Genomic DNA, 26,919 nt, shown 5'->3' with positions numbered 1-26,919 from the left:
CGTTTTTGAATATCGGATATTAGCTCTCACGTACTTCCTGTTTCATCAGGAGATTTCGACTGCTTAGTGATACGTGGTGTGCAAATTCAATTCCCAGCTTTTCAGCCATGGATTCAGGATATTTGAAATCAACCCTGAACATTTGTTTTACCATATCCTCCGGCTGGTTGAACATGTCCCCTCTTTCTGCTACAACAGTACCTTTTATCCCGATTCCTTCAACTGATTCTTCTATCATATGTACAACATCGGTAATCTCAGGTGGTTTCGTACTGGAAAACGGAATGACATGAATTCCTTCTATTCCCCTGATGTTGCCTTCTGAATATGATAAAGCCACAGCCGCACTAACCATAAAATATCTGTCATTTTCATAATGGCGGCCCGATATATCTACGGCAATTATTGTATCAAGCAAGTTTTACTCTCCGGAAATTGTATTCGGAAAGGAATGCAATATTGATAAATTATTTGCTTTTCATGATTCTGAAAAATTCAAAAAATGTTTCAGCCTGTGTTGTTGTGGCTGGCATGTTTCCCCCAAGGCCGCCATCTTCACTAATTTCCATTGCAGCATATCGTTTCATAGAGGAATAGCGTAAGCTATTAATAAATACCACATATATTAGTAATTATAAAAGGTGGTAGATATAATGAAAAGTGCAATACCAATACTTGTCAGTATGCTAATACTATTGTCTCTGGCGATCATGCCGAATGTTGCGGCCCAACCAGATAATGAAAAGGTTCCGGTTATTATCGGATTCAAGGACAAACCGGATGCAACCTTGGTTAAGGCATTCGGTGGGGAAATTAAACAAGAATACACCATAATTCCCGCAATCGCGGCTGAAGTTCCTGTAAAAGCGCTGCGTGGGCTCTCAAATAATCCCAATATCGAGATTATAGAGTATGATGCAGAAGTCCATGTCATGGGGCAGACTACTCCGTGGGGCATTGAGAGAGTAGGAGCAACACAGGTTCATTCAACATATTCGGGAGATGGAATCAAGGTTGCAATAATTGACACCGGTGTTGATTATACCCACAATGATCTCGTGGCTAACTACAAAGGTGGCTACGACTACGTTAACGATGATACGGACCCAATGGATGACGCAGGACACGGGACCCACGTGGCCGGTACTGTGGCAGCAATGGACAACGAGATTGGTGTTATTGGAACAGCTCCTGATGTTGATATATATGCACTGAAAGTGTTGGATTCTACCGGATCCGGTTCCTACAGCGACATAATATCTGCTGTGCAATGGGCAGCTGACAATGATATGGATATTGCATCCATGAGCCTGGGAGGCAGTCTTAATTCTGTCTGGCTCAGGAAAGCATGTGACAACGCTTATAAAGACGGTGTGGTTTTGGTTGCTGCCGCCGGGAATGATTATGGAGGACGCGTAAGCTATCCTGCCGCATATACTTCTGTGATTGCAGTGTCAGCCACCGACGAGAATGATAACATAGCATCATTCTCAAACGTTGGCTCACAGGTCGAACTTGCAGCCCCCGGAGTAAGAATTAATTCCACCACATTATACGGAGGATACAGTGGCAATACATGGAGTGGAACCAGTATGGCCACACCTCATGTGACGGGCACTGTGGCATTGTTGCTGAACACGCCTGTACCTGCAAACTATGATACCAACGGGAACGGTTATTGGGATCCGGCTGAAGTAAGGGAAAGACTGCATGATACTGCCACTGATCTGGGAGATGCCGGAAAGGACAATTTCTATGGTTACGGGCTTGTCAGTGCTGCTGCAGCCGTTGACGTTGGGACAACTGAGCCTGAGCCTGAGCCTGAACCTGAACCTGAACCACCGGGAAGTGACATGTACATAAAGGACATATCAATGGCTATAGGCACAAAGACAGGGGGACCAAATACCTTTATCTGGGCTACAGCTACTGTGACGGTTGTTGATGGGGACGAAAATCCCCTGCAGGACGCCGAGGTATACGGAGTCTGGAGTGGTATGACTTCCGACAGCGATACTGGCATAACCGGAACTGACGGTGCAGTTACCTTAAAATCCAACAGTATCAAGAATCCTGCAAGCGGTGGGGAATACACATTCACAGTAACTGATGTTGTGCTTGCAGGCTGGACATACAACGCCACTGCGAATGTTGAAAATGGCGATAGTATAAATTATTAAACAAACTAGTTGGTGCCACCCTCGGCACCATCATTTTTTAATTTTTTTTCTTTTGGTCATCTGGTGAATGGCTCAAACTTTTCTAAAATCTGTTCCTACAAAGGCTATCAATGAATATCCCCAAAAAATTGCTAGACGCCAACCCATAGCAGGAAGTAAAATTCCATAAACAGTTATCAAAATTCCAATCATTGACTTGCAAATTCGATTAATAATTTGAGTTTATCTTTCCAGAAGTAGCGCATTTCTTCTCTCATGCTTTCTTTTTTCAGGCCTTCCTGATGGAAATTAATCGCCGTGCCATTTGCCCGGGGAGTTACACGGATTTGTAAAGTTGATTCCTTGTCCCAATCCTGAAGTTTCCATGTCATTCTGATATGGGATTCCGGTTTAATTACGCGAATTTCACCGGTGATTCCATCCCTGGTTTCATAGCCGGATTTTTCTTTCAGTTCGACAGCATCACCAAGCCAGATTTGCATGCCATCTGCAGAGGTAATCAATTCCCATGCATCTTCCAGTGGAATCGGGAAAGATTTCTGGACTCCAATCTGAAAACCTGTTTCCATTTCCCCGGTTTTCCTTCTACCAATGTACTTTTCATAGGTATTGGTAATAGTTTGCCCCCACCAGGCATTCTCCAACCCTCCGTCTTCATGAAGCAAAACCACTATTTCCTTATGAGACAAATCAGAAGCTTTCTTGTTTTCCAGATAATCCATCCACTCAGGCCAATCGTGTTCGGTGGCTTTAATGATTGCCTCATTAGAAATCCCTGAAAGGGATTCCAGATCTGGATTTTCTTTCATATTCAAGATTTGGGGGGGTTTTGAAATCACTTTTTCTTCCCAGACATAAAAGATCCGGTTTTGTTGGTTTCATTCACTATTGGCCACATCATCCAATCTGCTCAGAAAGGCATCAGTGTCTACATATCCGACTACCCTCATCCCTGCAATCTCGCTGCCGTCAGCTCTGAGAAAGACGCCTGTAGGTGTGCCGCGAATGTTCAGCCCGCTGGCAACCGATGGATTTCTGGCATTGTTAACTGAAAGCCGCTCAAAATCACTGTTTAGCATTTCAACAACACGTTCGTCATGGAATGATTCGGCCTCAAACTTCTTACACCAGCTACAGTAGTCAGAATCAACATACACATAAACAGGCTTCCCGCTCTCCTCTGCAGCCATAAGAACAGTATCCATAGATATGTAGAAATCAATTTTACCGAGCTGTACGGTATCGCCTTCAACCGTGTTTTCATCTTCGGACGCTAAAAAATCGGTTTGAATCAATCCTGAAGATTGAGCCAAAAGAATCAATACCAGAATTGCTAACGGAATTCCGAATAACAGGAGAAAGGCGCGTTTATTCTGATTTTCCATAACTTAAACCCCTGTAAAAGATATCATTCACCTTATTTGAAACAACTGCTACAGACTTTATGTTTGTTATAAATACAACGATTTTAGATATGTAATCCATATTCGTGAGGGAATTTTACGAGGTACTGGAAACCTGCTGCAACGGTGGTCCACCGTGGCTGTATGTCATGGAAGCAAAGATGGCCAGCCAGTCGAAATCCGTAATGCTTTGAGAAGTCAGCGCGAAGTAGGCCGGATCTTCATGCTGCTAGAGCAGGTCAAAAGATCTGATACCAGCCCCTTATTTTTATCTGTTGAATATTATCCCCGTATGATCAAATAACTTGTAGGCACGAACTTTTATGAAATCTGTTACGACAAAAGCTATCAATGCGTATCCCCAGACGAAAAGTGCCAGATTCCAACCCATCGCAGGAAGCAAAATTCCATAGACGGTTATCAAAGTGGCTATTAGTTGTGTGACTATGATTGCTATAAATAATGGCCTTGCCGGTTTTACTGACCAAAAGGGACCATGTGTTCTTGCCACAAGTATTGTTAAATGGCCTGCTACGGAAAGCTTCAGATATATAAATGACTGGAGAATTTCATGCGTAAGATGAAAAGTATGCAAGCCTATGTAAAGAATTCCAAAAGATGTGATAACTCCAATAATCCCAAGCATAGTAGCCATACTCAATAAAGTTCTCATATCCCATTTTTCCGGCATATTGGAATATTTGACATTATCGTAAGCAATGGTCATGATTGGTGCATCATTTAGAAGTGCCAGCAAAACTATCATTAATGCAGTAACCGGATAGAACTGAAATACGATGATAGAGAGAGTTATGAAAAACAGTATGCGAATGGTTTCAGCAATACGATAGGTGGAATAACTTTTCATCCTCTGGAAGATTATACGGCTTTCCTTGATTGCATCAATTATGGTTGAAAGCCCCGGTGTCGTGAACACTATATCCGCAGCGGATTTTGCAGCATCTGTGGCACCGGCAACTGCAATACCTGCGTCCGCCTTCTTCAGGGCAGGAGCGTCGTTGACACCATCCCCGGTCATGCCCACAATATGTCCCTTGTTCTGAAGCAGTTTAACAATACAATATTTGTGCTCTGGAAATACCTGAGCAAACCCATCAGCTGTTTCCACGACATCATAAGAGCTGCTATCCGGAACGTCAACAAAAGAAGAAGCGGGAGCAATGTTTGTTCCGAGATCCACCTGTCTGGATATCTCTCTGGCAATAGCAACGTGATCTCCCGTGACCATCTTGATATCCACATTCATTGCCTTTGCACTCTTAATTGTCTCTGCAGAATCTTCATAAGGTGGGTCGTAAAGGGCTATAAGTCCAAGTAAACTCCATTCATCTTCAACATCACTCCTGGCAACCCCAAGTGCACGATATCCCTTCTCTGCAAATGCATTTACAGAATCTTCAACCTCTTTAGCTATATTCTCTTTATTTTTAACCATCTCAAGGATTACCTGCGGTGCTCCTTTTGCCACTTTAAACTGTTTTCCTTCCGAATCCTTTATTGTCGCTTCTGCACGTTTTATAACTGGATCAAAGGGTTTGAATTCGGTTATCCTGTAATTTTGCATGGATTTCAAAATATCTTCTGATTCCCTGACCCCGGCCATCACGGCAATATCAATGGGATCCTGATCTTCCTCACGGGATGCTAATGCAGCATACAAAATCACATCTTTTTCATCAGAACCTTTCATCGGCACTGCATCAGCAAGTGTCAACTTATTCCGGGTTATGGTACCGGTTTTATCAGAACAGAGTATGTCCATTCCAGCCATTTCCTCTATGGATACCAGTTTACTGACAATTGCTCCTTTTCTGGCAAGATCTATGGCACCTACTGCCATAGACACCGAGAGCACGGCAGGCAGTGCAGCCGGTATTGCAGCAACGGTAAGAACAAGGGCAAATTGAAGCGTCTCCAGAAGATCGGTATGACGGAATAAAGCCACCACAAATATCAGGGTAACCAGCAGGACAGCAAGGACTATAAGGTAATCTCCGATCTTGACTATGGCTTTCTGGAAATGGCTCTTTTTCTCGACTCCTGCAACAAGTTTTGTGGTTTTGCCAAGATAGCTGTTCATGCCTGTGGCAACAACCAATGCATTCATTTCCCCTTTTTGTATTATCGAGCCGGAATAGGCGATATCTGAAGAATGTTTTTCCACCGGAAGGGATTCACCTGTCAACGCAGACTCATCCACCATCAGATAACCTCCTTCCATGAGCTTGACATCAGCAGGGACAACCTCTCCCAGGCGTATCCGGACAACATCCCCGGGGACAAGATCACGAGCATTCACTTCAACCCATTTATTATCCCTCAATACTCTCGCCTTGAGTGCCATTCTCTTTTTTAATAATTCGATAGCATTGTCAGCTTTATTTTCCTGCCAGAATCCCACCACAGCATTCAAAAGCAAAAGAACAGAAATTATTAGGAAATCCTCCCAACGCTGTATAATCGCAGATAGAATTACGGCAGCTTCAATCATCCAGGGAATCGGACCCCAAAAATAACCAAGGAATTTTCTCAAGGGGCTTGTTTTTTCTTCCAGTATCTCGTTATAACCATATTCTTCAAGCCTTCTTTGCGCTTCGGAGGCAGAAAGACCGTTTTCACTGGAAGATAGTGTTTCTAACAATTCTGTTACAGAAGTTTCTTTACTTTTATTAATATCAAGAATATTCTGCCCCATCGGACTTCCACTCCCCAATATACAAAGCAGGTTTATTGTACAAATAAATAGCTCAAGAAGACAATAGAAATCCTGAAACCCGGTTCCGGAAAGGCTCTTAACATGTTTACCAGAGACAGGTCTAAATTGTGACAACAGACATATGAAAAGTTGAATTCAAGGAAAGGTAAATTAATTATGAATCTTCGTTATGCTTCTGCCTGTAAATTTTCTGTAAACAAATTCTACACCAAAAGCTGAACAAAGCATAAAAGCCAGAATGAAAAGATCTTTAGGTGAATTGTTCACTGTGTACCAGATCAATGCAAAAAGAGCAGTCGAGCAGACAATCGTACCTAATATTGAAATCCACCTTTGACTTCCGGTTTTCTGATGCAGGCGGGCATTCGAAGCGTTTACGGCTCCAAAGAGTATTAGAAATCCGGCACTTCCCATTATTGAAATACTGGACAGATCAAATATATTTGCTACAAAGAGTGTGAAAGCCGAGGTAATCAGTAAACCCTCAATTGGTCGATTCCATATTTTTTCTTCTAGTATTTCAGGCAATTCTCCGTCCTTGGCGATTATGTAACTCACCCGTGAAGCACCGTATAAAGTTGCATTAATTGCGGAAGCTGTTGATAAGAGAGCTGCAACCGCAATGAGATTGAAGCCAAAATTACCTAAAAAGGGTTTTGCAGCTACAGCAAGAGCATAATCCTTGGACTGGACTATGGTATCTATTGATACATTTCCAACAGTAACAAGAGCAATTAATACATAAAGTAAAATGACAAAGATGACTGCTGAATAATAAGCTCGTGGAAGTGTTTTTTCCGGATTTTTCACATCATTTGCCGTGTTTGCTATCAGTTCAAACCCCTCATAAGCCAGAAAAATAATCATTCCCGCCGATATCAATTGCAATGGATTAGAAACAACTGTTGGCTGGAACTGCTGGATTTTAACGCTCCAGATACCTACTCCTATGAATGTCAATAAAATAGCAACCTTAAAACCTACAATCCATTCTTCGGATTTTCCAACTACCTTTGCACCAACGATATTTACCACAGTTAATAAGACTATAATAATGCTGGTGAATACATGCCTTAAAATTGCCTGATGGGATTCAGGAAAAAATGTAGATCCATAGCTTCCGAAAGCATAGGCATAAAGGGATAACATCACAACATAACTTAACCATAAGAGAACATTCAGCCCTCCTGTAACCAGGCCTGAACCAAACGCCTGGTTCAGGAATTCAACTGTTCCTCCTTCTGAAGGATACCTGACAGACAATTTTGCATAGGAATATGATGTTATCAATGCGACTATGCCGGCAAACATAAATGCTATCGGTGTTTCTCCCTGCCCAAGTTCAACGGCAAGACCGAGAACTGCAAAGATACCTCCACCAACCATGCCGCCAATGCCTATGGAAACTGCTGACCAATATCCTATAGATTTCCTGGAAGATGTCTCATTCATAAAATACCCTCATCTGTCAGCGTTCTGGTCTTTAATGATCTTCTGGAGTATTTCCTATAAACCCACTCTACAATAAAACAGAATATCAGAACAGCAGCAAATAGCACTAAGGTTTTTGTTGAGTTTGTGAATTCATAATATGTAAGAATCCCAAAGAAGATAAGACTGCTGAAAAGGGATGTCCATATCAAATAAGTTTTTGCACCTGTTTCCCCGGACAAACGCAAGTGAGCTGCATTAACGGCTACATATATTACCAACAAGGAAGCACTTGCCAGCATACCAATTCCTTCTAAATTGAGGAAGTTTGTACACAGGATGACCAAACCTGACGTGATAAATAAGCCTTCAGTTCCTTTTTTCCAGACTTTCCTTTCAAAAAATTCAGGCAATTCACCGTCCTTGGCAATAAGATAACTGACATTTGCACCGCCGTAAAGAGACGCGTTTATTGCTGAAGAAGTTGAGAATAGGGCAGCTATTGCCATGATCTTAAATCCTATACTACCAAGGAACGGTTGTGCTGCTGCTGCCAGAGCATAGTCCTTGTAGTTGCCGATTTCAGAAATCGAAAGGTTTCCGATTACTGCCAGACTTACAAGAACATAAATGCATATGACAATTAATACACTCAGGTACAGAGCTTTAGGAAGTGTTTTTTCGGGATCATCCATATCTTCTGCAGCATTGGTTATCAATCCAAAACCCTGATAGGCAAGAAATACAATTCCTGCTCCAAAAAGTATATGCGGTGTGTTTGGGAAATGTGATGTGGAAATATTAACCGGATTAATAAAAAACATGCCTGCAACAGCAAAAAGCATGAGAATGCTTACTTTTATTGAAACAATAAAGATTTCCGACCTGCCCACAGCTTTTGAACCTATAAAATTGATGGCTGTGAAGATGACAATTATTGCTGTGGCAAATATATTTGGCCAAATTGCCGCCGAACCAGCCGGCATAAATGTCATTGCATAAAGGGAAAAACCCTTTGCATAAAGAGCAAGTCCAAATATGTAACCGGTCCAGAGGAGGATATTCAATCCACCAGTTAATACTCCATCCCCAAAACCCCTTACAAGAAACTCGACAGGACCACCTGCAGAAGGATACGTAACACCCAGTTTTGCATAGGAATATGTACTTAACAGGGCAATGAAACCCGCAATCACAAATGATATGTAAACCGCATTCCCCGATATCTGAGTTGCAGTTCCAAATATCGAAAATATCCCTGCCCCAACCATCGCGCCAACACCGATGGAAGTGGCCGACCATAGCCCCATTGACTTGTTTTTATCCATCAAATAATCCACACAATAAATTTCGCCTCATATTTTTCGTCTGATTCTGAGTGAAACAAATACAATTCCAAGTATAAATAACGTCGATTCGTAATTTATAAAAGGAATCTCTGGTGCTTCCTTATCAACAATGTAATTGTCATAAACGTGATTATCCGCATAACCTTCTATATTGATCCCCTTGCTGTTATTCAATATGGAATTGTCATTCAGGGTATTGTTTGAAGACTCTTCCAGCAATATTCCTAACTGGTCGTTTGAATTTATTGTATTATTGCTAATTCTGTTACTATTAGAAGAAATCAAAGAAATACCATTCTGCTTATTCAAATTTATAGTATTATTTTTCAGCAAATTATTATTGGAAGCTTCAAAGTCTATACCATCCCGGTCATTCAAGACAATGGAATTGTTATCCAGCAAATTATCATTTGAACGCTCAAGATAAATACCAACCCAGCGACTTGAATTAATATTATTGCCAATCAGAATATTTCCTGTTGAAGATGACACCCCTATACCATTTTGATTATCCGATAGAACATTGTTGCTAATATTACAATTTTTGACACTATCAAGGTAAATTCCTGTTTTTTCAGGACCTCCGGCATCCTTTACAGTAAATCCACTGATTGTCACCCCATCTGCTTTTATGTGTAAGACATGTTCTTCCATTCTGGCAGCTTGAATGATAACATCGGATGGATACTCGGAATTAGCTTTTATTGCCAGTTTCTTATCAATATAGATGTTCTCAACGTAAGTTCCGGGAGATACGAGAATTGTATCTCCTCTGCTGGCATTGTTTACAGCTTCCTGTATTGTTGAGTACTTTTCGTCCCCATTTTCATCCACTTTAAGTGTGGATGCAAAAACTGTAGAAGTAGTGGTCAACAAGAAAAAAAGGATAACTAAAATACAGATTGTTTCCCTTGATTTAGAATCCACCAATATCACCCCATCTGAAACAAAGACATAGCAAAAACATCTTGTTTGGAATCAATATTGTAATCTATTCGTATTCAATATAGGTTTTACCAATCGACCAGATGAATGTGAAAAATGTTGAGTTATGAATGAGAGGTTGGGAATTATAAGATAAATAACAGTTTAGTGAGTTCAGAGAAAAGGATTTCTACAGAGCCGAATTCCTCAATAAGGGAGGAAATCAACAATTAGTTGGAATTTCTCTTGAGTTTAACCATATGATATTTTTATTGTTGAGTCTTCTGAGAAATCAAAATTGAATATAGAAGGGGCCAGCATTATTGGCTGAACCCTGCTTTTAATTGTACAATACGGTTTTTCGTCTCATTTATTTCATCGTGTCATTACTGAATACACGACCTGTCTCCATTTCGGTACTGCTTCTGGTATCCGTCCCCATCCCCAGACCCATGTCCAAGCCTAAGGGAATTGTCATTGATACCATCACCATCTTCGTCTACGAAGTTATCACATACGCCATCACCATCTTCGTCTATGAAGTTGTTATATGCGCGGTCACCGTTTGCATCTGCGAAGTTATCACATATGCCGTCGCCATCTGCGTCGATGAAAGAAGTCATACCTGCCCCTCTTTCTTGGCCTGCAGCCATAGCAGATACTGCCAGAAGACTTACCAGCATGAATGCCACAGCAATCAAACTAAATGTTTTTATTTTCATTATTTAACCTCTTTTTATATTCCTATTTGGCTATCGCAAGGCTCTGGCTTCTTGTTTTTGTGGTGGTAATCCAGCCTGAACCTGCAATTTCCATATTCCTGAGGGAAATATAAACATACTTTATTTCATGAAGCTTTTTATGTGCAATAACAGGTAAAATAAATCCTTTAATGCTTTATTTTGAGTAAAATTGCTTTACTATCCTTTAGATAACTTTTTAAAGGGACAAGGATGATTTTTTTGAAGATAGAGTTTCTAAAAAGCCTGAACTTTGGATTCGTACACAGAAATTTTTTTAAAATATTTGCACTATTTTTTATAATCGTGGCGTTTTTAAGAGGAGCTATAAACCCGATTTATGTGTGAAGATTAAAAATCGAACAACTCCAAAAATAACCCAAACCCAAAACTATCAAAAATTATCTCATGGGCCTAACCGGATTTGAACCGGTGATCGCCCGGTTATGAGCCGGGCGCTCTAACCAGACTAAGCTATAGGCCCTCACTGATATCAAAAGGAAGAGCGCCGCCAACAGGGCTCGAACCTGTGACATTCTGGTTAACAGCCAGACACTCTACCAACTGAGTTATGGCGGCATTGCGTGCGAGTCATGTCGCGGACTTCCTTAATGTACTAATCAAACTTAAACTTTTTGATTGGAAAGCGGTTCCAGCCATCCATTTAAAAGATTTAAGGAACCCGGGAAGAAGGAGATCCTGAGTTCCCGAATATAGGAATAGGTTCCCCGCAGTATTCACACTTCTTGTCAGATGTAATGTGATTTTCTTCCACATCAAAACCGCCCCTTTTGATGAGCAAACTTTTACAATTCGGACAGAACGTATTCTCGTAGATGTGACCGAAGACGTTTCCTATATACACAAATTTCAAGCCCACTTCAGTGGCAATCTCATGCGCCATCTCCAGTGTTTCCACCGGTGTTGAAGGAAGGTTTTGCAACTTGTAATATGGATGAAAGCGAGTAAAATGAATAGGCGTATTCTCCCCAAGTTTTTCATAGACCCATTTGCTCAACATTTCGAGTTCCCCTCGTGAATCATTGAGTGTAGGAATTACAAGGTTAACAACTTCCACATGCATACCTAATTCACGCGCCAGTTTAGCAGAATCAAGAACCGGATGCAATTTGGCGCTTGCAACTTCATGATAAAATTCTTCGGTGAATGCCTTGATATCCACCCTGAAAGCATCAAGATAAGGAGCAATGTGGCGCAGAGCTTCGGGAGTAATATAACCATTGGTTACGTAAACCGTGGCCAACCCGGCTTCTTTTGCAAGTTTCGCAGAATCATATGTATATTCATACCAGATTGTAGGTTCGTTATACGTCCAGGCAATGCTCCTGCAACCGGTTGCAATAGCCCTCTCAATCGCCTGCTCAGGTGTAATTTCCACAGACATTGCCTCATCAAGGCTCACCTGTGAAATGCTCCAGTTCTGACAATGTTTGCATCTGAAGTTACATCCGATTGTTCCAAGAGAATATGCAAGGGTGCCTGGATAAAAATGAAACAGCGGTTTCTTCTCAATCGGGTCTATCGCTTCACTTGAAACCGTATTGTATATCAAACTGTATAACACACCTTCACGGTTCTGTCGCACCCTACAAATACCGGTCTTCCCTTCTGCAATCTTACATCTGTGGTTGCAAAGATTACAGCGGACTTTCAAATCATCAAGTTTCTCATAGAACATTGCCTCTTTAAGCATTTCAGTGTCCCCATAATAATAAATCATAGATACCTTAAAAATATACCTGAAATGTAAAAAACAATATTTTAGAAAATACCGGTTGATATTTCAATCGTACTTTCCTTAAGATAAAGTTCCAAATGACCTGCAGGGGAAATACTGATCCTCGCATAATCATCACCTTCAACCACTGTGAAATCTGTTGAATAGGTCAGACCTGCCGAAAATGCGGAAGTATTGAAATATTCAGCCCATGAAGATGGATAGTTTGAATTAACTGAAATAGTCACATCCGTCAGGCTTTCATTATTTCTGAATAGCCAGACAGAACTCTGTGAATCAAGCCTTACATCCTGAGTACCGCTGCTGCTAACTGATCTGGTATCACCTCTGAGCGATATCGAATTCACATTTACGCTGTAGTTGTTCCCGCAGAGATGTCTTATGTAAATAGAGGGAGAGAGTTTCATGATTGAACGGTTATTCTGGGAAAGCAGCAAGGCACCATTCTCATAAATTAAAACCTGATCAACATAATAGTTATTGTTTGAACTATAGATGATAGAACCTCTGTTATCCATATTGAAATTATAAGTATTGCCACTTGTGCTATTGCTGGCAACAATTTGCATGCTGCAAATATTATCGTTTATGGAAAGACTTCCACTTGACTTACTTGCACCAACTATCGGAATATAACCTCCACCCATTGTTATTGGAACACTCAGGGAAGTAATTGTATCCGGATCAACTGATGTGGAAAGAGCTATTAAATCCCCACCTGTTTTTAGCCGGGACATATCATCATAAACCTCATCCATATGAGCTCTTTCGGCATCCGCTTTCCATTCAGGAACATAATGAACATTGAAAACAGTCACTACTGAAACAAACAACCCCAGCAAAAGGACTGCAGAAAGAACTGTAGAAATACCTGAATCTGAAACTCGAAAAAATTGCCCTGACATGCTATTTATTCCTTGATAAGTTTGTGTTAAATTTACTTTTATGTGCCATCTTGATATTTGTTTAAGTTACTGATTATTCTTAGAGGAACTGGGTAAATACAATATATGATACCAAAACCATAAATGCAGAATGCTTTAAGCCGGATGATATGGAGCCTGAACCCATTTTTCCTGCAACCAATCCCGAACAGAAACCTTGGATAAGGGTTGCATGGAAAAAGAGTAAACTGAAAGCCTCCATATTGAAACCAAAATTAAGAGGCATTCCTGATCCGACTTCTTCCGTACCGGCAGGTAAAGCAGGGAGAAAAATTGCTGCCAGCACATACACAATGAAAAGGAATACAAAAAAAGATACGTAAACAACGAAAACATAAACAAGCATCTCAGAAGCGCGCTCTTTCTTAAGCTGATTATCCATATCTGCTTCCGAAGAGGCAATGTTCAATACACTTATGACATCACTTGTAGATTCACTGGCTTTTATGATGAGAGTAATTATCCTACTGTTAAGATCTGTGCGCACTCTGTATTCGAATTTCCTGAGTACTTCAACAAGGTTCGATCCCCATGAGATATACTCCACCATTCTTTTGACTTCTGAATGTAAAACGCCTATTTTCGATTTTGAAACCAGAACAATTGCATCTATGAGCAAAATACCTGCTTCATTGATACTAGCCAGACGTTTGAGGAAATCGGGCAGTTCATCTTCAACCTTTCGTAACCAGTGAGCGTGCATCTCATAAAATACAATAAACGGAATTGCAATTATGAAAAAAGAAAAAATAATGTGATCGTCGATCATTGAAGCAACTTCAAGATTCATGTTCTCAGGTTGGAAAGTTCTGAAATCCAACTGAAAAAGCATGTCCCAAAAACCCCATGCCGAATACAGGAAATATAATAAGGCTACAGGAATTGTAATGTAAAATGAATAATGTGGATTGGTTTTTAACAAATCAAGGGGATTTAAAATCCTGTTTTTGATTCTGGAAATACGATGATGGAATCTTATTTTCTTCAGTATTTTCTTATCTGTTGATTTTGCAGGGGCAACGGTGACATCATCAAACTCATCAAGCACCTCTGATAAAACGTACAGCTTGGGAGATTTTAATTCGTCTGAAATTGTGGAAAGAAAAACTATGAAGAGAACAGTTCCAATTGGAATCAGTAGATAAACAAGTATATAGAGTACGGATATTGAGTTTGATCCCAGAAATCCCAATACTACAAGAATTGTCATAAGGGATACAGGCCCTACAACAAATACGGTAATATAAACTTCTGCGAGGATGCCTAATGTTTCTAAAAATAACTTCTGTTCACGCGCAGCGATTGACCTGTACTCGTAAGACTTATTTTTTAGATATGCAGTAAGGTCTCCACCACTTGAAATAATTGATATCAGTCCATCAATAAAAATCTTAAATTTCTCAGAAGGAGAAACAAGGCTCGCATTTTTCAGGGCATTAATCAAATCCATCCCGAAATACTCGACATCACGGATTATGTAACCAAATTCCTCCGCTGAAACACCGTATATATGCTGCTGTTTGCTCAATGAGCGTATCATTTCCATGAGATTCATCCCACCTCCACGACTTAAAGCATAAAGATAAGAGACGGAATGGTTGAGGGACATATCCAGATGGGCGCTTCTTGTACTTGATACAATTCTAGGATATCGTATAATCAAGAAATATGTTGCCTTAATCCCACCAAAAAGGAATATGATGGAAATAACCATAGATATCCAGAAATGCAGGTTCTCAGGAATATTTGGATTCCAGGATACAATCAAATTCGATACTATCGAGCCAAAAAAACATAAAATCAAACCGACAACAATGGACAGAAAATAAGCTACTGCAACATATTCTGCAACCGGAACAGGAATTCTGGCGCTCCTAAGGAGAACTTCTAAGGAATCATAGCCACGCCTGTGGTTTAGTATGTATGTTCCAAACAACTTGTAAGCAATGTTCTTCAGAAAATTCATTCATGCACCTTTCATAAACTGCTTTCAAGGAGATCTTCCAAAGTTTCGTGTTCAATAGAATCCATTACAGCATCAGGAGAAGTAGAATATTGTTTCACAAGGGTAGAGATCTGAACGCAACCCCTTATGTTATTCTTTAGCAGATATTCAAGTATTTTTAAGCGGTTTTCGATTTCGTTCTGTAACATTTCTTCGGTCCATCCACGTTTCTGAACAATTCTTTTCAAAACGTATGAATAACCATTTCGATTAAAAAAATCCTTAGCAGGGTCCCACTGATACAATTCATTTATTATCAAATCCCCTGATTTTGGATCAATACCTGAAAATTCAACTATTGAACCGGTTCTTCTCACCCGTTTATCACCAACAAAAACCTGCTTCTGGATACAGAGAATATCAAGTGACTGGAGCATAACACGAGGAACATTGATGGGCTCATTCTGCAGTCTGTTTACCGCCGTCTGGACATCGCCTGCATGCATTGTTGAATATGTAGTATGGCCTGTGGAAAGTGCCTGGAAAAGAGTTAATGCCTCCTTTCCCCTTACTTCACCAACTATGATTGTTTCTGGCCTCTGTCGGAGTGCGGATTTCAAGAGATCATACATTGAAACCTCTCCCATACCTGTTTTTGAAATAGGGGATCGTGTGACTCCTGCAATCCAGTTATCATGGTAAAGCATAATCTCCCGAGTATCCTCAATTGAGACAATCTTTGAAAGGGGCGGGATGAAAAGAGAGACTGCATTAAGCATACTGGTTTTTCCGGATGCAGTACCTCCTGCAAATATAGCACTAAAACCATTTTCAATAGCCATCCAGAAATAAACCATCATTTCAAGACTGCATGTTCCAAATTTAATCAAGTCAATTGGAGTAATAGGATCCCCACGGAATTTCCTTACATTAAAGGAACTTCCACGCGTAGTGATTTCACGACCAAGTGTTGCCTGAAGCCTGGAACCATCCGGAAGCGTTGCATCAACCAGAGGCTCGCTTATTGAAATGTGCTTTCCTGAACGCTGGCAGAGAGTAATAACAAATGAGTTTAGTTTCTCTTCATTAAAGGATATATTAGTTTTAATATTCAAATACTTCATATGATAAAGATAAATTGGAATATCAACCCCGTCACATGAGATATCCTCTATATAAGGATCCATCATTAAAGCATTGATTCTTCCAAAACCCAGAAAATTGCGCCTCAGGAAATACAATATCTTATATTTGGAACGTACGTCAAGTGGCACATGATACCTTTTGAAGAGATTTAGTGCCTTTATAACAAGAATTACCTCACGATCACAATCTTCTTGTATATCATTTAATGTGAGAATATCTTTTAGATCGTTGTAAGTACGCTCAAGGATTTCTTTTTCATAAGCTGAAAGGGTGGGTTCCACTACATGGTAGTATTTCAAGCCGCTTTTTTCAAGGATATTGATATAGACATAGGGTTCGTCGACCCAATACCATTCAACCTGACTAAATCCTTCTGGAACATCGAAACTTACCATATGACCATTTTTTTCAGGGTCATAAACCGGTATGGAATCAAAAGAGTCTTTCCAAAATGTCAATTTGTGAGTAAATCCGGATTTCTGATAACATCTCGCATTATAGTCACGGATCTTTTCATCAAAATCATTCATAAAAAACCCTTTCAACAAAAATTTGTCTAAAATATAAATGTGCGGGAATATATAAAAGACTTGGCATGTTGCTGACAGAAAAAAATAGAGAAGGAGTCAGTATTTCCTACTTAGCATATAATCAGTAATTTCAAGAAGAGCCTGTTTTGCTTCAGAATCTTCGAGAACATTAAGTCGATCTTTACCTTCTTTGAGATAAGACTCTGCAAGATTCCTTGCATAAGGAAGAGAACCGGATTCTTCCAGCACTGAAACTGCTTTATCGATTTGCTCCTTTGTGGCGTTTCCTTTCCCGAAAATATCAAGCTTTACACCATTATTAAGAGCATGAATGGCAATCAGTGTCTTTTTGCCTTCCATCAGATCACTGCCCCGTACTTTACCTAGAACATCTTCTGGAGTGATCAGATCAAGAACATCATCATGTATCTGGAAACTTACACCTATAAGTAATCCAAAATCATAAAGCGCACTTGTAACCTCTTCGGAAGCACCTCCAAGCAATCCACCCATTTTGGCAGCTGCTCCGTAGAGCACAGAGGTTTTCTTCGTGATCATTTCAAGGTATTCATCCTCAGTTACATCATCACGGTCTTCAAACTCAATATCAAGCCATTGACCTTCACAAATTTCCGTACATGTACGGGATAACAACTGGATGCATTTGATAAGGCGTTCTTTATCCACATCCATCCCGGAAAGGATTTCAAAAGCCCTTGAGTACAGGGTGTCACCGGCAAGAATGGCACCAGCATCTCCCCATTTCACATGAAGCGCAGGCATTCCTCTGCGAATGTCATCACTGTCCATGATATCATCATGAATCAAGGTAAAATTATGAACAAGTTCTACAGCAACAGCAGCCGGAATGACGGATTTGGAATCTCCTCCTACAGCCTCTGCAGCAAACATAAGAACCGAGGGTCTAAGACGTTTTCCTCCTGCATCCGGAAGGTAACGGGTAGCTTTATAGAGTTCCTCTGGATGGGTTACAGGGAGATAAGTTTCTATACCTTCATCCACAAGTTTGCTTTTTTTTTCGATTTCAGCGAATAAATCCATGTTAGTCCCTTTCAGAGTCTATTATTCTTCAATATATAATTCTTCACCATTTCTCAGGAGATGAGTATTATGACCGAGTTCATAACCCGCATCTTCCGCCATCTCAAGATAAGCACTGTGCATGTTAAGTGTTCCATGGGCTGGTATAACATGCTCCGGATTGATCAGCCTGAGCAATTCCCAATGATCTTCTCTGTATGCATGTCCCGAAACATGAACATTGTCATAAATGCGAGCACCTTTCATCTTGAGTTTCGTTTCCAGTGCATATCTGTTTGCCTGTGTCATTGGAGTAGGAATAACATTGGCAGAGAATATTATGCGATCCCCTGATTCAACCTGATAAGGAGTTTCTCCGTTTGCTATCCTTGAAAGAATGGCTCCAGGTTCTCCCTGATGTCCGGTGACGATCGGGAGGTACTTATCCTTTCCTTTTTCCATTATTTTCTTCAGGGCGCGGTCAACATCCCTGCGATGACCATAGATTTCAACATTATCCGGAAGGGTAATGTAGCCAAGTTCTTTGGCAGTAGTGAGATAACGATCCATAGAACGACCAAGAAGCATAGGAATCCTGTCCATTTCTTTCGCAAAATGTACAATGGAATTAATTCTTGCAATATGGGATGCAAAGGTTGTAATAATCATTCCTACATCCGATTCCTCGGTACCTAGCAACACATCCTTGACCATGTCATGGGCTATCCTCTCAGAAGGAGTTTTACCGGCACGTGTGGCATTGGTACTTTCAGTAATCATAGCCAGGACACCTTCCTTGCCAAGTTCCCTGAGCCTATCAAAATCTGGTGGCAATCCAATTGTAGGAGTGCGATCCAGTTTGAAGTCACATGCATAAAGAATAGCACCTCTTGGAGTGTGTACTGCTACAAATATAGAATCAACAATACTGTGCTGCATTCGTATCAATTCAATGTAAAGATCATCACTGATCTGGTAGGTTCCACCTGCTTCAATGGGGATTATCTTGTTTCTCACACCAAATTTCCTCTCTGAATCAATCTGGTGCTGGATAAGTGCTGCCGTGTAAGGAGTACCTATAATTGGCGCAGTATATCTGTGTGCAAGTTTGGATATAGCCCCGATATGATCAAGATGCCCATGTGTACAAACTATTGCACAGACATTCCCATTAATCTCCTTCATAATAGTATCATCTGGGATCGCTCCCATCTCAATCAGTTCAAGGGAATGCATTTTATCTATTTCTACATCCTCATGAATTTGCACCCTGTCAAGGCGCAAACCCATATCAAGAATAATAATCCTGTCATCAACTCTGATGGCAGTCATGTTACGGCCCATTTCATTATAGCCGCCAACTGCAATTATGCTTATTTCTGTCATTAAATACCTCAATTAACAATTTTTCTTTTCAAAAATCCAAAGCCCTGCAGTATCTTTCTACCGCTGTTTCCAAATTCATGAATATGATATTGTGTTTCATATATCGAAACCACGTTGTGTTAGATATTCCAGTGTTTTTCCCGTGACTACAACCGAACAATTCGTTTTTAGTGTATCAATGTTTTCACATCCACAGAGGAACATGGCAACCTTAAGTTCTTCAAACATTTTTTTAAGACGCTCTTTTACAGCTGTTGCGTCATTAAGAGCCGGTGCAACAAACGGAAGGGCTGCACTTGCAACATCCGCACCCATTGCTATGGATCTGGCTATGTCAAGCCCTGTACGTACGCCACCTGTTGCAATCAGAGGAAGACCTACACGACATTCAACGAGACTTGATACTGTTGGGATCCCAAAATCCCAGAATAACTCACCCAGACTCTCAAACATTGTATCATTGCGTTGTCTTGCACGATAAACCTCCACACCTGCCCAGCTTGTGCCCCCTACGCCTCCTACATCAATCGCTGATACACCTGCCTTTTTGAGAAGAACGGCATCTTCCCTTGATATTCCAGCACCTGTTTCTTTTACAATGACTGGAACATCCAGTGAACAGACATTTTCGATTGCTTCAAGGCATCCTGTCGCATCCCTATCGCCTTCTGGCTGGATTGCTTCCTGTAGGAAATTCAGATGAACCGCCAGAGCATCCGCATCCAGCATATCAACAAGTGATTCGGCAATTTCAATTCCATATTCCTTAATCTGAGCAGCACCCACATTTCCGTAAACAAAAGCATCCGGCGCTTCTTCTCTGACAACTGTAAATGATTCTCTCTGGGAAGAGTCATCAATAGCAGCTCTCTGGCTTCCAACACCAATACCTATTCCCAGCTCACCTGCAGCTTTTGCAAGAGCTGCATTCACAGATGTTGTAGCAGGATGTCCACCTGTTATTGATGCAATCAAAAAAGGAGCACTCAAATCCTTGCTAAGGAATTTGGTTGAAAGATCAATCTTATCCATATCAATTTCTGGGATAGCACGATGTACGAGTACAATATCATCAAAACCTGGTTTATTATTTCTTGCCTCCACCGGTTTTTCAGCACAAAGTTTCATGTGTTCAATTTTTCTCTGAGAAGTGCTCATGCTAACCCCAACTAAAATTCATTCGAGACTGTCAGATATAGCTGTACCTATTTCTTCACCATTTAAAAAGTTAAGGACGTTTCCAGCAACTTTAGCATTGAAAATATATGAAGTCATGGATCTCCCATGACACATATCAAGGAGTTCACGCACCTTCCCCAACATCCCACCAGTAACGTCGGTGCAGGCAGATCCTCCCAGACAAGCTTTAATATAATCAAAATTGTCGTTTGTTATAAGTGGAATTGGATTTCCGTTTTCATCCAGTACCCCGTCCTCTGCACTTCCAAGACCAATCCTGCCAGCACCAAAAGCAAGAGCCAGATATGGAAGAACCTGATCTCCTGATACGATAGAAACACCTTTAGTACTGTCCATTACAACATCGCCATGGAGCACAGGAACTATGCCTTTCTCAATCATAATTCGAATTGGATCAAGAAAAGATGACGAAATACGTCCATCAGTTGTGGTAAAGCAGTCCATGGAATGTACTCCCACAGATTTTACTCCAGATTCATTAAGAGCATCCACAACAATAGAGTTAAGTATCTTTACTGAACGGTGAGTCAAAACAAGCCCTTCCGCATCGAAATTATCCACAAGGGAATAACGGTGTGCAAGAGGGTGACCAAAAGAACCTGCTCCATGCACTATTATCATTTGTCCTTTATAAGAACTTATTTCCTTTGCAAGCCTGCTGATTTCCTCTTTCAGGGCAACACCTTCATCTGCATTCTTGTCGGTAATTACACTGCCACCCAGTTTTAAAATCGTTAAATTGCCGCTCATCTTATTCAATTCTTACACCCTGACCTGTAGATTTTGTGACAAGAGGTACACCACCCGCTTCAGAAATCGCCAGACTTACATCATCAACTTTATCTGTATCTGCAATTGCAACCATGCAACCTCCACCACCGGCACCTGTAATTTTTGCTCCGAATGCCCCTGCATCACGTGCTGCATAGATCAAACGGGAAAGTTCAGAACAATTGACTCCAATGGAATCCAGAAGACCCTGATTAATATCCATCAGTTTTCCAACCTCTTCATAATCCTTTTCAGCGAGAAGAAGTTCACCACGAAGTGCAGCTTTCCCTATCGTGGAAAAAATTGGCAGTATCAATTCGGGGTAGTTATTCTTGAGTGTAGATACATTTGATACAAGCTCTTTTGTCGAGGAAAAAATGTTGGTGTTCCCTATAACAACACCACAATCAAGCAGATCAAGGTGTTTACGTTGGGGTAACATTACAGTCCCGCCCATCGTGCAAACATATGTATCAGTCGGACTTGCCGCACCCTGAACCTTTATTTCAATTTCATGCCCGATTGAAGCTATATCTTCAAGGGAAAGATTCAATCCGAGTAAACTGTCAAGCCCTTTGAGTGTGGCTACCGTAACTGCTGCGGATGAACCAAGACCTGAACCAATTGGAATATCTGATTCCACATGAACTTTAACACCCTCAAAAGAGGACATTGTGTACACCTTATCCAAGACTTCCGAAACATAAGGATGAATTGAATAATCAATTCCTGTTGATCCAAGAGACGACTCAATTAAGACAGAATCGTATTCCTCTACGGTGATCCTTGCCCTTATATCTATAGCACAGCAAATGGCACTTTCGCCATAAACAACTGCATGTTCCCCAAAAAGATAGATTTTGCCCGGTGCTGAACAGGTAACCATCCTAATACATCCTGCCTATTGCAAATATCTCAATGAATCACTATTGCCGCATATCCAACTACTGCAGAATAGTCGCCGGATACGTCTCCGCTTGTTGCATATTTCAGAAGTTCTGCAGATGTTGCACCCATTTCCTTTGATGCTGCAAGCATAGCTGCAATTGGACCGTAACCACATGCTGATGCATTGACCTCAACAATCCGTTTGTAGAATTCCTCAATATCCATCTCAAGAATCGCTTCAATAAGGGCTTCATCTTTCTCCAGTGCCACTTCCTGAGGTTCATAGTGAGTAAAATCGCTGGAAGCTATGAATACGACATTTCTTCCAAGTTCTTTGGCAGCTTTTGCCACTTCCCTGCCAACTTCCATAGCAGTATCCATGTCCTGCATGCCAAGGCAGATTGGAACTATTTTAAAATCAGATCCAAATCTGTATTGAAGGAAAGGAATCTGCACTTCAATTGAATGTTCATAACGGTGTGCAATTTCATCCATGTCAACAATGCTTCCAGCGAGTTTTTTGCAAAACTCAGAATCATTTGCCACATCCCCGAGGGGAGTTGACCAGTTATCACAGGAAAGAGCTACAGGCGAACCATATCCAGTATGATTTGGTCCAAAAATCACAAACGTATCCGCTTTTGGAAGACGGGAATATGAATTAGCTGCTACTGTACCTGAATAAACATATCCTGCATGAGGTACTACAGCCCCTTTTGCAGAAGTCTCTTTCAATTCCAATCCTCTAAAACAACGCCTAAGCTCTTTCTTTAGAGAATGTGGAGTTAATGGATAAAACTGTCCGGCTACTGTTGGTTGTCTCATAGTATCTATCCCCTATAAGAGATAGACTCTATTATATAAGTAGTGTGCAAAGGATTCATGGGAAAAAGATGAAAAAGAGACTTCAGAGGCCTGCCTCAAAGTCACTCATCTCATAGTTGAAAGGAATGTTCCTCTCAGCTGCAACTTCCCTTGCAAGCAACCAGTAAACAAGAGAGAGGGCTTTTCTTCCTTTGTTGTTTGTTGGAATTACCAGATCTACATTTGAAGTTAGGTTGTTGGTATCACAAAGACCCACTACAGGAATTCCAATATCAACAGCTTCCTTGATAACCTGCGCATCTCCGGTAGGATCTGTTACTACTACAACATCTGGTTCAAAGAATCCTTCTACAGCCGGGTTGGTAAGTCTTCCTGGGATAAAGCGTCCGACCATTGCCTTTGCACCTATTGCCTTGGAGAACATTTTTGCAGGGAACTGGCCATACTGTCTTGCAGATACAACAAGTATCTTGGAAGGATCGTATTTTGCCAGGAATTGCGCAACTTCCTTAATCCTTTTGTCAGTTGACTGGATATCAAGGACATAAAGACCATCTGTGCGTACCCTGTAGACGAATTTCATCATGTCCTTAGTTTTCTGCTGTGTACCGATGTGGACACCTGCTGCCAGATATTCATCGATAGGAACAAGGGATGTGGAGTCAACTGAGGCGGACTTGCTTTCCTCGTCTTCAGCCACTGCTTCCTGTACGGGCTGTTCTACTTCTTCAATTGTTTGTTCAATATCTTGATCCTGTGTTTCTTCCATTTAGTTCACCTCATTATTGGAAATAGTCACGTTTAACGGTAATAGGGATCACACCTTCCTCATACTCAAGTGTGGCAATTTTTAAGGGATCATTAGTCTCTACATCATCAAGGAGTATTGGTGCCCCCATTGATATCTGAAGGGATCTTGATCCAATAATCCTCGCACGTTCATATCTTGTATATTTCAGTTTGCTCAAATGATCACCCTTAAAGAAATAAATCTTCGAAAAATGTATACGTTTACGTAATGCATTACAAGAAAAGTCCGGAATTTACTTATTTTCTTTGAAACAATGATGGGGTTATTCGGAATCCCTCCGAATGTGGTCTTCATGCGAAATATTGCCTTATTCCAGTTTTCCCATAAAGGGTATGGGACCGCTGAGATTCGAACTCAGGTACCGGCGTCCCGAACGCCGAAGGATGGTCCAGGCTACCCTACGGTCCCTTTACTGGTATGGCGAAACAACTTCCACGAGCTCAACATGAGTGAGTAACATTCGCCTGCAGCAATACCTATTGATGCCAAGATCATCAAGTACTGATGCAGGGTCTTCGCCTCCATCTACGCGGCGTTTGTACTCTTCCCAGCTGTTTGCTATGACTTTGCCACATGTGAAACAGCGAACAGGAATCATGTAAAAGCCTCACCTATAAGATTTCTGGTACTTTGCACGTGCACCCGGACCGCCTGCTTTCTTGGTTTCCTTCTGTCTGGAATCGTTTACAAGAAGGTTACGATCATAAGACATGAATGTGTCTCGCAGGGATGTATCGTTCGTCCATTCAATAATGCCTCTGGCAATTGCAGTACGAACTGCGTTTGCCTGTCCCATTATGCCGCCACCCTGCACCTTTATATCAATGTCGATATCAGATGCGATGTCGCCTGCAAGGATGAGAGGCTCCATAATTTTGAGTTTTGCATAGAGAGGTTCGAAGATTTCTATGGGCTTCTTGTTTACACGAATTTTACCATTTCCCTTACGAACTGTTGCACGAGCAATTGCAGTCTTTTTCTTACCCGATGTATTACAAACTTTGGTGGACATGTATTAATCTCCTTTAGAATTTCGACCCTAACTTGTGGCTTAAAGTTCCAACAGTCATGTATTTGCCTGTGCTGAGACGTTCTATGCTTGCTTCTTCAAGTGTTGTGAATTCTTTTCCCTGCAACTCATCAGGAACGCCAACATATACCTTAAGGCGTCCTAAAGCATCCCTGCCCCTTGCTCTCTTGTAAGGAAGCATTCCCCTTACAGTCCTCTTAAGAATACGGTCGGGTCTTTTTGGGAAATACGGACCAAATTCCTTGGAACCAATATCTCTTCTCTCCTTGTATTCACCAAATGTTGCTTCTTTGGTACCGGATATAACTGCATTTTCAGCATTAACTATATAAATAGTTTCTCCGGCAAGCAATCTTTTTGCAACTGAGCTGGCAAGCCTGCCCATGATAAGTCCATCAGCGTTAATAACAGTCATTAAGATCACCTTTTATCTCAGAATCCTTATACCAGAACCCTTTGGATACTCAGCCATCATTTGTTCAATGGTCATGACTTTACCACCGGCATCTGCGATCTTTTCCTTTGCTGAAGCACTAAAACCAAGTGCTCCAACTACAACAGAGTGAGATATTTTCCCGGCACCCAATACTTTCCCTGGAACAAGTATAACATCATCAGCTGCAGAATGGCGATTAAGCTTGCTGATATTTACTTCCGCATAATTCTTCCTTGGAGACTCAAATCTCCGTGCAATATCTTTCCAGATTGGTGCATCTTCCTGAAATGACTGCTTTCTTAATGCAGAAATTAATGCCGGCATCCTTGGATCGGTCTTCTTATATACAATTTTTTGAATTTTTTTGCTCATTATGCTCCTCCGCAAGAGTTGATCTTACTCACGCAAATCTGCGTTCGAACATAGGTAATACTGAATATAGAGTGGGTTGTAATTACATTACTAATACATAAAGATTATGTGCAAATGATTAGTCACTTGAAATCTTTTGCTGAACCGATTCATAAAAAATATCCATGTTACAACCTAATTCCTTCCCTACAAGAAATGCGGCGATCTCCGGATCTATCATCTATGAAAAATGTTCCTGAATTTGATTTACTTTAGAAGCGATATCTCTGATTTCCAGATTACTGCAAACTGCTATATACTGAAGCATTTTATCAATCAGAAGTGTTTGCTTAAGCAAATCACCAGATGGATGGAAATCCCTAGGAATTGTTAGTGTAGAAGGATCAAAAGAAGGATACAACAGCTTATCTTCTTCACGGAGGAGACCTGATTCTACTGCCAGATCCCGCAATGCAGCAGCTTGCTGCGGAGATATCCACTTTAGATCAAAAGAGAGAGAATAATCAAAATCTCTAACAGAAATGGAAGTACTATCATTACGCTTAAATGGCGCCGCCACAACATACATCAATTCGTCCATCATGATCCACGCCGGAGCTCATCAATAATAGTATCTGCAATTCTTCCGCATTCGGTACGTCCAGGACCATCAACGTGATTAATACGCAATGTCAGAATATCCTCTTCAAGAATTGCACGCACAAGGAAAATATCTCCCCTAAGAGGAACACGGTCATACTTGCCATCAAGGTAACTATATTTCAGTGATATACGGAAGTCAATGGTTCCCTGAAATTCGATAGTATCTATAATAGAGCCAACATTGCGATAATTCAGGCGAGAAAAGTCAAGTCCATTTGTGACAATTTCCACTTCAATTTCACGACGGGCCTGAATACGCGAACCTTTCCGGGACACAGATTCCGTTACGAACATCCCGAATTTACCATCAATACCAGCCATTACTTTCACAAGAAAAGGAAGATCCGCATAGTAGCGATTCCTCTGCTCGAACTCTACTTCCCTATGCGGAAACCGATGGTATATCCTTTTCTTCATTGTACCCCGAAT

The 26,919-nt window shown here is 41.0% G+C and carries 27 protein-coding genes and 3 tRNA genes; 1 reads left to right on the top strand and 29 read right to left on the bottom strand.

Annotated features, from left to right (window positions below):
* Window positions 1-19 precede the first annotated feature (19 nt).
* Complete coding sequence (locus PWQ49_RS06290; RefSeq protein WP_300609089.1) at window positions 20-418, bottom strand: DUF2209 domain-containing protein; 399 nt, start codon at window positions 416-418, stop codon at window positions 20-22.
* Between the two features lie 235 nt (window positions 419-653).
* On the opposite strand from PWQ49_RS06290, the gene PWQ49_RS06285 reads away from it, so the two are divergent.
* On the top strand, window positions 654-2,180 hold the full coding sequence (locus PWQ49_RS06285; protein ID WP_300609087.1) for a S8 family serine peptidase: 1,527 nt from the start codon (window positions 654-656) through the stop codon (window positions 2,178-2,180).
* Between the two features lie 188 nt (window positions 2,181-2,368).
* On the opposite strand, the gene PWQ49_RS06280 is transcribed toward PWQ49_RS06285, so the two are convergent.
* The 28 genes from PWQ49_RS06280 to PWQ49_RS06145 all read right to left on the bottom strand — a co-directional run bounded on the left by PWQ49_RS06280 (window position 2,369) and on the right by PWQ49_RS06145 (window position 26,907).
* Window positions 2,369-2,989 carry an SRPBCC domain-containing protein gene (locus PWQ49_RS06280; RefSeq protein ID WP_300609085.1) on the bottom strand — a complete coding sequence of 207 codons (621 nt, stop codon included), beginning with the start codon at window positions 2,987-2,989 and terminating at the stop codon, window positions 2,369-2,371.
* A gap of 69 nt (window positions 2,990-3,058) precedes the next feature.
* Complete coding sequence (locus PWQ49_RS06275) at window positions 3,059-3,565, bottom strand: thioredoxin fold domain-containing protein (RefSeq protein WP_300609083.1); 507 nt, start codon at window positions 3,563-3,565, stop codon at window positions 3,059-3,061.
* 286 nt (window positions 3,566-3,851) lie between these two features.
* On the bottom strand, window positions 3,852-6,299 hold the full coding sequence (locus PWQ49_RS06270; protein WP_300609081.1) for a plasma-membrane proton-efflux P-type ATPase: 2,448 nt from the start codon (window positions 6,297-6,299) through the stop codon (window positions 3,852-3,854).
* 171 nt (window positions 6,300-6,470) lie between these two features.
* Window positions 6,471-7,772, bottom strand: a complete 1,302-nt coding sequence (locus PWQ49_RS06265; RefSeq protein WP_300609079.1) for an APC family permease — start codon at window positions 7,770-7,772, stop codon at window positions 6,471-6,473.
* Complete coding sequence (locus PWQ49_RS06260; protein WP_300609077.1) at window positions 7,769-9,079, bottom strand: APC family permease; 1,311 nt, start codon at window positions 9,077-9,079, stop codon at window positions 7,769-7,771. Before PWQ49_RS06260 ends, PWQ49_RS06265 begins: the two co-directional genes overlap by 4 nt.
* Window positions 9,080-9,106: 27 nt before the next feature.
* On the bottom strand, window positions 9,107-10,027 hold the full coding sequence (locus tag PWQ49_RS06255) for a right-handed parallel beta-helix repeat-containing protein (protein WP_300609075.1): 921 nt from the start codon (window positions 10,025-10,027) through the stop codon (window positions 9,107-9,109).
* A 383-nt stretch (window positions 10,028-10,410) separates the two neighbouring features.
* On the bottom strand, window positions 10,411-10,746 hold the full coding sequence (locus tag PWQ49_RS06250; protein ID WP_300609073.1) for a hypothetical protein: 336 nt from the start codon (window positions 10,744-10,746) through the stop codon (window positions 10,411-10,413).
* Between the two features lie 427 nt (window positions 10,747-11,173).
* Window positions 11,174-11,248: transfer RNA gene (locus PWQ49_RS06245), tRNA-Ile, on the bottom strand.
* Between the two features lie 22 nt (window positions 11,249-11,270).
* A tRNA-Asn gene (locus tag PWQ49_RS06240) sits at window positions 11,271-11,343 on the bottom strand.
* A gap of 94 nt (window positions 11,344-11,437) precedes the next feature.
* Window positions 11,438-12,478, bottom strand: coding sequence for an AmmeMemoRadiSam system radical SAM enzyme (gene amrS / locus PWQ49_RS06235; protein ID WP_300609149.1), 1,041 nt, complete (start codon window positions 12,476-12,478; stop codon window positions 11,438-11,440).
* Window positions 12,479-12,546: 68 nt separating this feature from the next.
* Window positions 12,547-13,428 carry a hypothetical protein gene (locus tag PWQ49_RS06230; RefSeq protein ID WP_300609071.1) on the bottom strand — a complete coding sequence of 294 codons (882 nt, stop codon included), beginning with the start codon at window positions 13,426-13,428 and terminating at the stop codon, window positions 12,547-12,549.
* A 79-nt stretch (window positions 13,429-13,507) separates the two neighbouring features.
* Window positions 13,508-15,433, bottom strand: a complete 1,926-nt coding sequence (locus tag PWQ49_RS06225) for a type II secretion system F family protein (protein WP_300609070.1) — start codon at window positions 15,431-15,433, stop codon at window positions 13,508-13,510.
* An 11-nt stretch (window positions 15,434-15,444) separates the two neighbouring features.
* Entirely contained in the window at window positions 15,445-17,088 is a 1,644-nt protein-coding gene (locus PWQ49_RS06220; RefSeq protein WP_300609068.1) for a type II/IV secretion system ATPase subunit, read from the bottom strand.
* Between the two features lie 96 nt (window positions 17,089-17,184).
* Window positions 17,185-18,150 carry a polyprenyl synthetase family protein gene (locus PWQ49_RS06215; protein ID WP_300609066.1) on the bottom strand — a complete coding sequence of 322 codons (966 nt, stop codon included), beginning with the start codon at window positions 18,148-18,150 and terminating at the stop codon, window positions 17,185-17,187.
* A 21-nt stretch (window positions 18,151-18,171) separates the two neighbouring features.
* Complete coding sequence (locus tag PWQ49_RS06210) at window positions 18,172-19,515, bottom strand: RNase J family beta-CASP ribonuclease (RefSeq protein WP_300609064.1); 1,344 nt, start codon at window positions 19,513-19,515, stop codon at window positions 18,172-18,174.
* A gap of 96 nt (window positions 19,516-19,611) precedes the next feature.
* A complete protein-coding gene (fni, locus tag PWQ49_RS06205) occupies window positions 19,612-20,673 on the bottom strand; it encodes a type 2 isopentenyl-diphosphate Delta-isomerase (protein ID WP_300609062.1) in 1,062 nt (353 codons plus the stop codon).
* 18 nt (window positions 20,674-20,691) lie between these two features.
* On the bottom strand, window positions 20,692-21,465 hold the full coding sequence (locus PWQ49_RS06200) for an isopentenyl phosphate kinase (protein WP_300609060.1): 774 nt from the start codon (window positions 21,463-21,465) through the stop codon (window positions 20,692-20,694).
* A 1-nt stretch (window position 21,466) separates the two neighbouring features.
* Window positions 21,467-22,372 carry a mevalonate kinase gene (locus PWQ49_RS06195; RefSeq protein ID WP_300609058.1) on the bottom strand — a complete coding sequence of 302 codons (906 nt, stop codon included), beginning with the start codon at window positions 22,370-22,372 and terminating at the stop codon, window positions 21,467-21,469.
* Window positions 22,373-22,401: 29 nt separating this feature from the next.
* On the bottom strand, window positions 22,402-23,199 hold the full coding sequence (locus tag PWQ49_RS06190; RefSeq protein ID WP_300609056.1) for an MEMO1 family protein: 798 nt from the start codon (window positions 23,197-23,199) through the stop codon (window positions 22,402-22,404).
* An 82-nt stretch (window positions 23,200-23,281) separates the two neighbouring features.
* Window positions 23,282-23,968 (bottom strand): 30S ribosomal protein S2, encoded by a 687-nt coding sequence (gene rpsB / locus PWQ49_RS06185; RefSeq protein ID WP_300609054.1) that lies wholly within the window; start codon window positions 23,966-23,968, stop codon window positions 23,282-23,284.
* Between the two features lie 13 nt (window positions 23,969-23,981).
* Window positions 23,982-24,167 carry a DNA-directed RNA polymerase subunit K gene (locus PWQ49_RS06180; RefSeq protein ID WP_300609052.1) on the bottom strand — a complete coding sequence of 62 codons (186 nt, stop codon included), beginning with the start codon at window positions 24,165-24,167 and terminating at the stop codon, window positions 23,982-23,984.
* A gap of 176 nt (window positions 24,168-24,343) precedes the next feature.
* Window positions 24,344-24,418 (bottom strand) — tRNA-Pro (locus tag PWQ49_RS06175).
* Between the two features lies 1 nt (window position 24,419).
* Window positions 24,420-24,608, bottom strand: a complete 189-nt coding sequence (locus PWQ49_RS06170) for a DNA-directed RNA polymerase subunit N (RefSeq protein WP_300609050.1) — start codon at window positions 24,606-24,608, stop codon at window positions 24,420-24,422.
* Window positions 24,609-24,617: 9 nt separating this feature from the next.
* A complete protein-coding gene (locus PWQ49_RS06165; protein WP_300609048.1) occupies window positions 24,618-25,022 on the bottom strand; it encodes a 30S ribosomal protein S9 in 405 nt (134 codons plus the stop codon).
* Window positions 25,023-25,035: 13 nt separating this feature from the next.
* Window positions 25,036-25,455 (bottom strand): 50S ribosomal protein L13, encoded by a 420-nt coding sequence (rplM, locus tag PWQ49_RS06160; RefSeq protein WP_300609046.1) that lies wholly within the window; start codon window positions 25,453-25,455, stop codon window positions 25,036-25,038.
* A 12-nt stretch (window positions 25,456-25,467) separates the two neighbouring features.
* Window positions 25,468-25,848: a 50S ribosomal protein L18e gene (locus PWQ49_RS06155; protein WP_300609044.1), complete on the bottom strand. Its 381-nt coding sequence runs from the start codon at window positions 25,846-25,848 to the stop codon at window positions 25,468-25,470.
* A 220-nt stretch (window positions 25,849-26,068) separates the two neighbouring features.
* Complete coding sequence (locus tag PWQ49_RS06150; protein WP_300609042.1) at window positions 26,069-26,431, bottom strand: DUF2240 family protein; 363 nt, start codon at window positions 26,429-26,431, stop codon at window positions 26,069-26,071.
* A complete protein-coding gene (locus PWQ49_RS06145; protein WP_300609040.1) occupies window positions 26,428-26,907 on the bottom strand; it encodes a hypothetical protein in 480 nt (159 codons plus the stop codon). Before PWQ49_RS06145 ends, PWQ49_RS06150 begins: the two co-directional genes overlap by 4 nt.
* Window positions 26,908-26,919 lie beyond the last annotated feature (12 nt).

The sequence above is a fragment of the Methanohalophilus sp. genome (genome assembly GCF_030156785.1).
Taxonomy (GTDB): Archaea; Halobacteriota; Methanosarcinia; order Methanosarcinales; family Methanosarcinaceae; genus Methanohalophilus.
Note: the sequence above shows the minus strand (reverse complement) of the source record. Positions and strands in the feature narration are given on the sequence as shown.